Source organism: Chitinophagaceae bacterium, from assembly GCA_016710165.1.
In the GTDB taxonomy this organism is placed as follows: domain Bacteria; phylum Bacteroidota; class Bacteroidia; order Chitinophagales; family Chitinophagaceae; genus Ferruginibacter.
Map to the genome: position 1 here is coordinate 1 of JADJLJ010000013.1, position 5,542 is coordinate 5,542.

7 protein-coding genes are annotated in these 5,542 nt (G+C 39.3%); 1 reads left to right on the forward strand and 6 read right to left on the reverse strand.

The genetic code is table 11. The features are described from left to right. Positions 1–109 precede the first annotated feature (109 nt). Positions 110–841 carry a hypothetical protein gene (locus IPJ02_18090; GenBank protein MBK7377388.1) on the reverse strand — a complete coding sequence of 244 codons (732 nt, stop codon included), beginning with the start codon at positions 839–841 and terminating at the stop codon, positions 110–112. Positions 842–1,227: 386 nt separating this feature from the next. Between IPJ02_18090 and IPJ02_18095 the strand changes: the two genes are divergently transcribed. Next, positions 1,228–1,443, forward strand: coding sequence for a hypothetical protein (locus IPJ02_18095; GenBank protein ID MBK7377389.1), 216 nt, complete (start codon positions 1,228–1,230; stop codon positions 1,441–1,443). Positions 1,444–1,674: 231 nt separating this feature from the next. Here the strand turns inward: IPJ02_18095 and IPJ02_18100 are convergent, their stop codons facing one another. The 5 genes from IPJ02_18100 to IPJ02_18120 all read right to left on the reverse strand — a co-directional run bounded on the left by IPJ02_18100 (position 1,675) and on the right by IPJ02_18120 (position 5,235). Beyond that, entirely contained in the window at positions 1,675–2,031 is a 357-nt protein-coding gene (locus IPJ02_18100) for a DNA-packaging protein (GenBank protein ID MBK7377390.1), read from the reverse strand. A 39-nt stretch (positions 2,032–2,070) separates the two neighbouring features. After that, a complete protein-coding gene (locus IPJ02_18105) occupies positions 2,071–2,580 on the reverse strand; it encodes a DUF4373 domain-containing protein (protein ID MBK7377391.1) in 510 nt (169 codons plus the stop codon). Further along, complete coding sequence (locus IPJ02_18110; GenBank protein MBK7377392.1) at positions 2,577–4,136, reverse strand: toprim domain-containing protein; 1,560 nt, start codon at positions 4,134–4,136, stop codon at positions 2,577–2,579. Before IPJ02_18110 ends, IPJ02_18105 begins: the two co-directional genes overlap by 4 nt. 252 nt (positions 4,137–4,388) lie before the next feature. Further along, positions 4,389–4,613, reverse strand: a complete 225-nt coding sequence (locus tag IPJ02_18115) for a hypothetical protein (protein ID MBK7377393.1) — start codon at positions 4,611–4,613, stop codon at positions 4,389–4,391. Positions 4,614–4,947: 334 nt separating this feature from the next. Continuing rightward, positions 4,948–5,235 carry a hypothetical protein gene (locus IPJ02_18120; GenBank protein ID MBK7377394.1) on the reverse strand — a complete coding sequence of 96 codons (288 nt, stop codon included), beginning with the start codon at positions 5,233–5,235 and terminating at the stop codon, positions 4,948–4,950. Positions 5,236–5,542 lie beyond the last annotated feature (307 nt).

Below are 5,542 nucleotides of genomic sequence, written 5' to 3' on the forward strand. Positions count from 1 at the left end.
GGCGGCACAATGTCAACATATGTCTGTATATCACGGGCACGGTTGATAATGCATTAAAAGTGTTGGTTCTATCTCTTGGATATAATGTTCATAATTTATATTTTTCATACTATTTATCAAGCCCTCTTTCCAGCCTTGTTGCATACCCTGCCCATAGGTCAAACACGGCACCTATATCAAAAGCCAACCCTCCCCGGTCACGCATCCAGTTGCAGTATATTTTACCAATAACACCAGCGCCAACCAAGCAGGGACTTCCTTCGCAAGGTGCATTGTTAAGCCACCATTCGATCTGATTAAACTGTTCCGGGTAATGCTTCAATCCACCTTCATAGGTTGACGTGAACTTCATCTCAGGTGCAATGATGTAGCTGTGAACGGTACGGATACCAAAGGCACGGCGCAATGGTTCATCTATATCCCGGCAGGAAATATAGATCACTTCTTTCTTACCCGTTAACCATTCAGCCAGCATACCGTTATAAAGCATATCGTATGCAACATCGGTACTTGTGAATTTAGTTGTGGTACAATGTGGTTTAACAACATCTTCAACACCCCGCCAATGTTTATTAAGGTCCTGCAGCCGTTCGTGCATCGGGATACCTACAATGCTGGCTTCATTGTATGCGGTGATGAGATTATGCCGGATGGCTTCTACTTCGGTCATAGTGGGTTCGTACCCCACCTGGCGCTTCATCACTGATTCAACACAAAGGCGGTAAGATGCGATGTTGTTGTTTGATTCAAGTACGATCTTTTCGCCATCACCTGCCCGGATGATTGATACCGGGCGTTTGGTTTGTAAAGTATTTAGTATGTCGGTGGCAGTGAGTGTCATAACAAATGTGTTTTATCGTTATCACCCTGCAATAACCGGTATGTATGCCATATGTAAAGGCCATCCATACGAAGTACCGGAATGCCTGCAGCACGGATACGGTTAGTGAAATCATTATCTACGCCAAGCATATTAGTAGGTCCACGATCAGAATAAACCTGTTGTTCTGCGAATTTATGGTTAACCCATACGCTGCGAGGTATAACCATACAGAAGCCGGAAACGAAACCGTGCAAAGCTGTTACTTTATAAAGACTGTTAAGATAAGCCTGTGAATAACTAAGATGTGTTTTAAAATCTGATACATCCCTTACTTGGGCAACATCGCTCTGTTGCTCCGCCCTATCATTGATCCGGTTAGTCCAGCACGTCAACACAGCGTTAGGATGCAACCGAACATACTCAGCAAGATGGACACCGTAATCAGGCGTAAGCCAGCAGGTATCACCATCCCGGAAACAGATATGCGTTACTTCATCGGATGTATTTCGGAACGCATCATTGTAGGCTTTACCCAGGTTCTTATCAGTGCTGTATGGGATTATGTCAAGTATCATATAAAAAAACAGCGTCCTTCACTCGGAGGAGATCCAGACGCTTAAGATTTTCACCGCCTCCGAACGGTATTGCAATGTAGTAAATTATTCTAACGAAACAAATTTATTTTGGCTGGCACTGATACTGCATATCATTCCCCTGTGCATCCTTTGGCGCAAAATCCCGAACATCACCACAATAATCTGTGAATTGGTTGCCTACCTGGCAAGTATAACACTGTCGGTTCTTTGTGCATGACACAGCAGAAGTGATCAGTAGTATTGCAAGGATTTTTTTCATGTTACTGTTATTCCGGTTATTTGAAGCGGGCCACCGTCCTTACCCGTTAATTCAGTTTCTGTCTTATCCTTGCAGCCCATGTTTTTCAGGGCGAAAATTGCTCCGGTAGGGTTATTTTCAAACAGCCTTCTTTCGTACCCGTTCTCAACTCTTGTACGCAAATCTTTTATTATGCAAGAATATTCATCTCTTTCCTGGTAGTCATAAAGGCTTTGCCGGTCAACAAAACCAAGCCACAAAGCAACTCCCGTGATCGTAAAAGGGTAGTTGGTGTCATCACTGAAATAATCATTAACAGCCTGTTCAAGCTGCTCAGGTGAGCTAAATTTAGGAGGTCTCCCTACGTTTGCCATACCTCAAAGATACCACCTTTTTTGATATGGCAAAATTGTTCATAGTACCATGCCTTCAGGTAGCCCATTTGTATCTCCAAAATTTCCACCGCCGGAAGGCACATCTTTACTTTTCTTTACTTTACTTTCCTTTCCTTTGTTATGTTTTGTTATAACTGTGTTATTTTTTGTTATAACGGTGTTAGAATACCCCCACCTGGACTGCATCCCACGTTTTCCAGCTTCTGATTTTTTTAGCCTCTTTTCTTCAAATTCATCCTTATTTCTGAGAACCCTTTGTGACCAGTATTTTTTGTCATCACAGATAAATAACCCTATTGATATAGCTTCGTTATAGAACTGTAATAACAACTCTTTATCAACCCTGAAACGGAGTGTTAACCCTTCAATAAGTTTGATGGTAAGTTTACCATCCTGAGCCTCGTGCATAGCCTCTACCCAGCACCAATAAAGCCCATATCCAGCCATACCAAAACGGGAAACAATATGTAATAATTTTTCATCATTCTGAGCGTTTGCATCATGCGGGAAATAAAAAGCATCTTTCATATTGATATATATTTTCGTGTGAATGTATCATAATTATAAGCTGTGTATCCAATCTTACCAAGCCATGAAAACCTTACTTTTTGTACAAATATTTTAACAGAATTATCTGTAAAATCCCGGTGTACTGATATACCATTATCTGTCTTATTAAAAAAGTGGGCAGAGCCTGAAATATCATACATGGTTGCCGGCGGATATTGCCCGGTTTGGTCCTTTTGCAGCTTACGTGGGTGTGCTACAATAAACACATGGGTATCAGTATGCAGGGCAAATTCTTTTATCAGCGTAAGGGCCTCGCTTATGTATTGTGTTTCGCTGTATCCTGGAGGTACTTTATGCTCAAGGTAGTTCCATGGATCAATAACAATTCCTTTTACACCAGTCCTTAAAACAACCTCTTTGAATTTATCAATTAAACCATGTATAGTAACGTCAACAGCAAGTGAGGTAACAATATAATCAATAAATTCAGATTTACCCATATTTGGAGACCCGGTAACTACTGTCATTTGCCCACCTGAAAAAGTAAGTAGTTCATCAAATTCACCTATACCCGCATCGGCACCCTTTGGATACCCATTAAGGTAATAATCCTTTACATCGGCGTAAACATCATCCATAGTTAATATGCCATCTATCGGCCAACGCTTTGCCTGTTCGATTATGGATGATACCATTGCTTTGCTATGCTTTAGAAACACATCATTTGCGTCTTTGCAGCTTTCGGGATAATCAACCTTGTAGCACCTATCTTTGCCAAGCCTCCTGGCCAACTCTGCTTGTAATGATCTACCAGGTTCATCATTATCAGTGAATAGTATTATTTTTGTTTTATCTTCAAAAAACTTCCAGCAGTTATCTAAGTATTTTAATTGTTGCTGTCCGGTTCCTGCGCCGTTTGGAACAGATACTACGTTATAAAATCCACACTCATACATGGTAAGGCAATCTACTTCTCCTTCGACTATAATAACTTCCTGTTCATCCTTTATGCCGTCAAGATTATAAAATATAAGTTCAGCGCCTTTTAGTAGCTTAAAGTCTTTATCCTTTGCCCTAAACTTTATATTTACAAGCTGATCATCTTTGAAGTAGTTAAAGCATATTACCCGTACATCCTGGCCAGCCTTTGGCATCCATTCAATAGCCTCAGTTATACCGAATCTTAGTAACGTATTGTTTGAGATACCCCTGGTTTCAAAATACTTTATAGTATCCTGGTTTAATTTTTCAAGACGTGGCTGTGGTTTATTATACTTTTGCTGCTGTGGTAATGTTTCCTGAATTGGGATATTGTACTTTTCGGCGATTAGTTCTATAGCCTGGATGTAGTTAATATTTAGGTGTTCCATGACAAATGCAATAGCATCGCCAGACTTACCACATCCAAAACACTTAAACCCTTTTGCGTTACTAACTGTGAAAGACGGGGTTTTCTCTTTGTGAAAAGGGCATAGACCGACATGGTTCCCTGACTTTGGTTTAAGTTCTACATAACCGGATATTATTTCTACAATATCTGCGGCCTGTTTGATTTCATCAATGTTTGAGATCATGGTAATAAAAAAGCCTTACGGTTTCGGTGTAAAGGCACCTACTAACGTAAAGCTGTAATAACCGTATAAAATCCGTTATCGCATCCTTTACTACGTTAACGGTTTGGAGCACTAATATACATAATTATTGGGAAAGCCAGTCATTGATCCGTTGTTTTTCTTTTATCTGTTTAATCTTATCCTTGCACTTCGGGTACTTCTTAGCGGCTTTTGTGAGTGCCAGTATCTGGCGGGTGGTTTTTGATTTCATAATTAAAACGGTAACTTTTCTTTTGGTATTAGTTCAATGTATGATTTTAATTTAGTTAGTGGGATAAAATTTTTGCTTACCCAATAACCCGGTGTAAGTCCTTTTATCGTTTTCTTTATTACCCTCCCACTATTAACATTTATCAATTTACCGCATTCCGTCCAATAATAATTTGGCTTATCTTTTAACCTCCCCTTAACCCTGTATTTTATTGATACATACTCCATTTTAAGTAGGTTTTATAGCAGTAATGCAAATGTTAGCAGAAATGGCTACCAGTCCTTAAAATAGCGACACTTGTACATTGTCGTAGTTTGTTTTATGGTTTGACCAAATAGCTTCTGTTGTTTTTGTTTGGTTGCTGCCAAATAGTTTTTTATTGGCTTAAAATCCATCCAATCAGCTTTGTGTTTTTCGCAAACTATTGCCTGCCCGTTTCTACTTCTGCACCATTCAAAAGTTCGGTAAAGTTTATCTGTTTACTTCCATGCTTATATTGGTATTCGCCACCGAATTGATATGAGGTCAATAAACCAAGTGGCAGTTTCGTTTTCTAAATCCTTATAACACCCCCTGTTTTATTGTCCAGTTCTTAATCTTGTAAAGGTTTTTTGCAATCCGTTTTTTATCAGCTTCGGGGTTTATGCCGTCTAATGTACCTAATGATAAACGAGGCATACCAACGGAATTTTGAACCATAAAACCCATCAACCAAACAGCTTCTTCACAATCGTAATCCGATTTATCAATTTTCTTTTGAGGTACTTTTAAACTCAAAATATCATTCGCAGAACACAGCTTTAACCAATTCCATATTTTTACTATTAGTTCGTTTTTATCAAGCAGCAATATTTCCTGTCAAAATATTTTAGTGAATATCTGGCACTCCCAGCGAAAGGCTCAATTATTTTTAGGTGTTTTGGCGGTGGGTAAAAATTTACCAGTTTTGATTTACTAACGTAATATGCATCCACATTAATTTATAATTTCTTTCTTGAAACAATCGGGTTGCCATTTGCTTCCATGTAATTACTTAAAGCCTTTTCGCTTCTGCTTCACTTTCTCCATAGGCAACATAAACATTCTTCTTCGGTTTTAATCCCTTCCCTGTTAGCATTGCAGCCATAACAAGCGTATTGTCGCCATCACCACCATC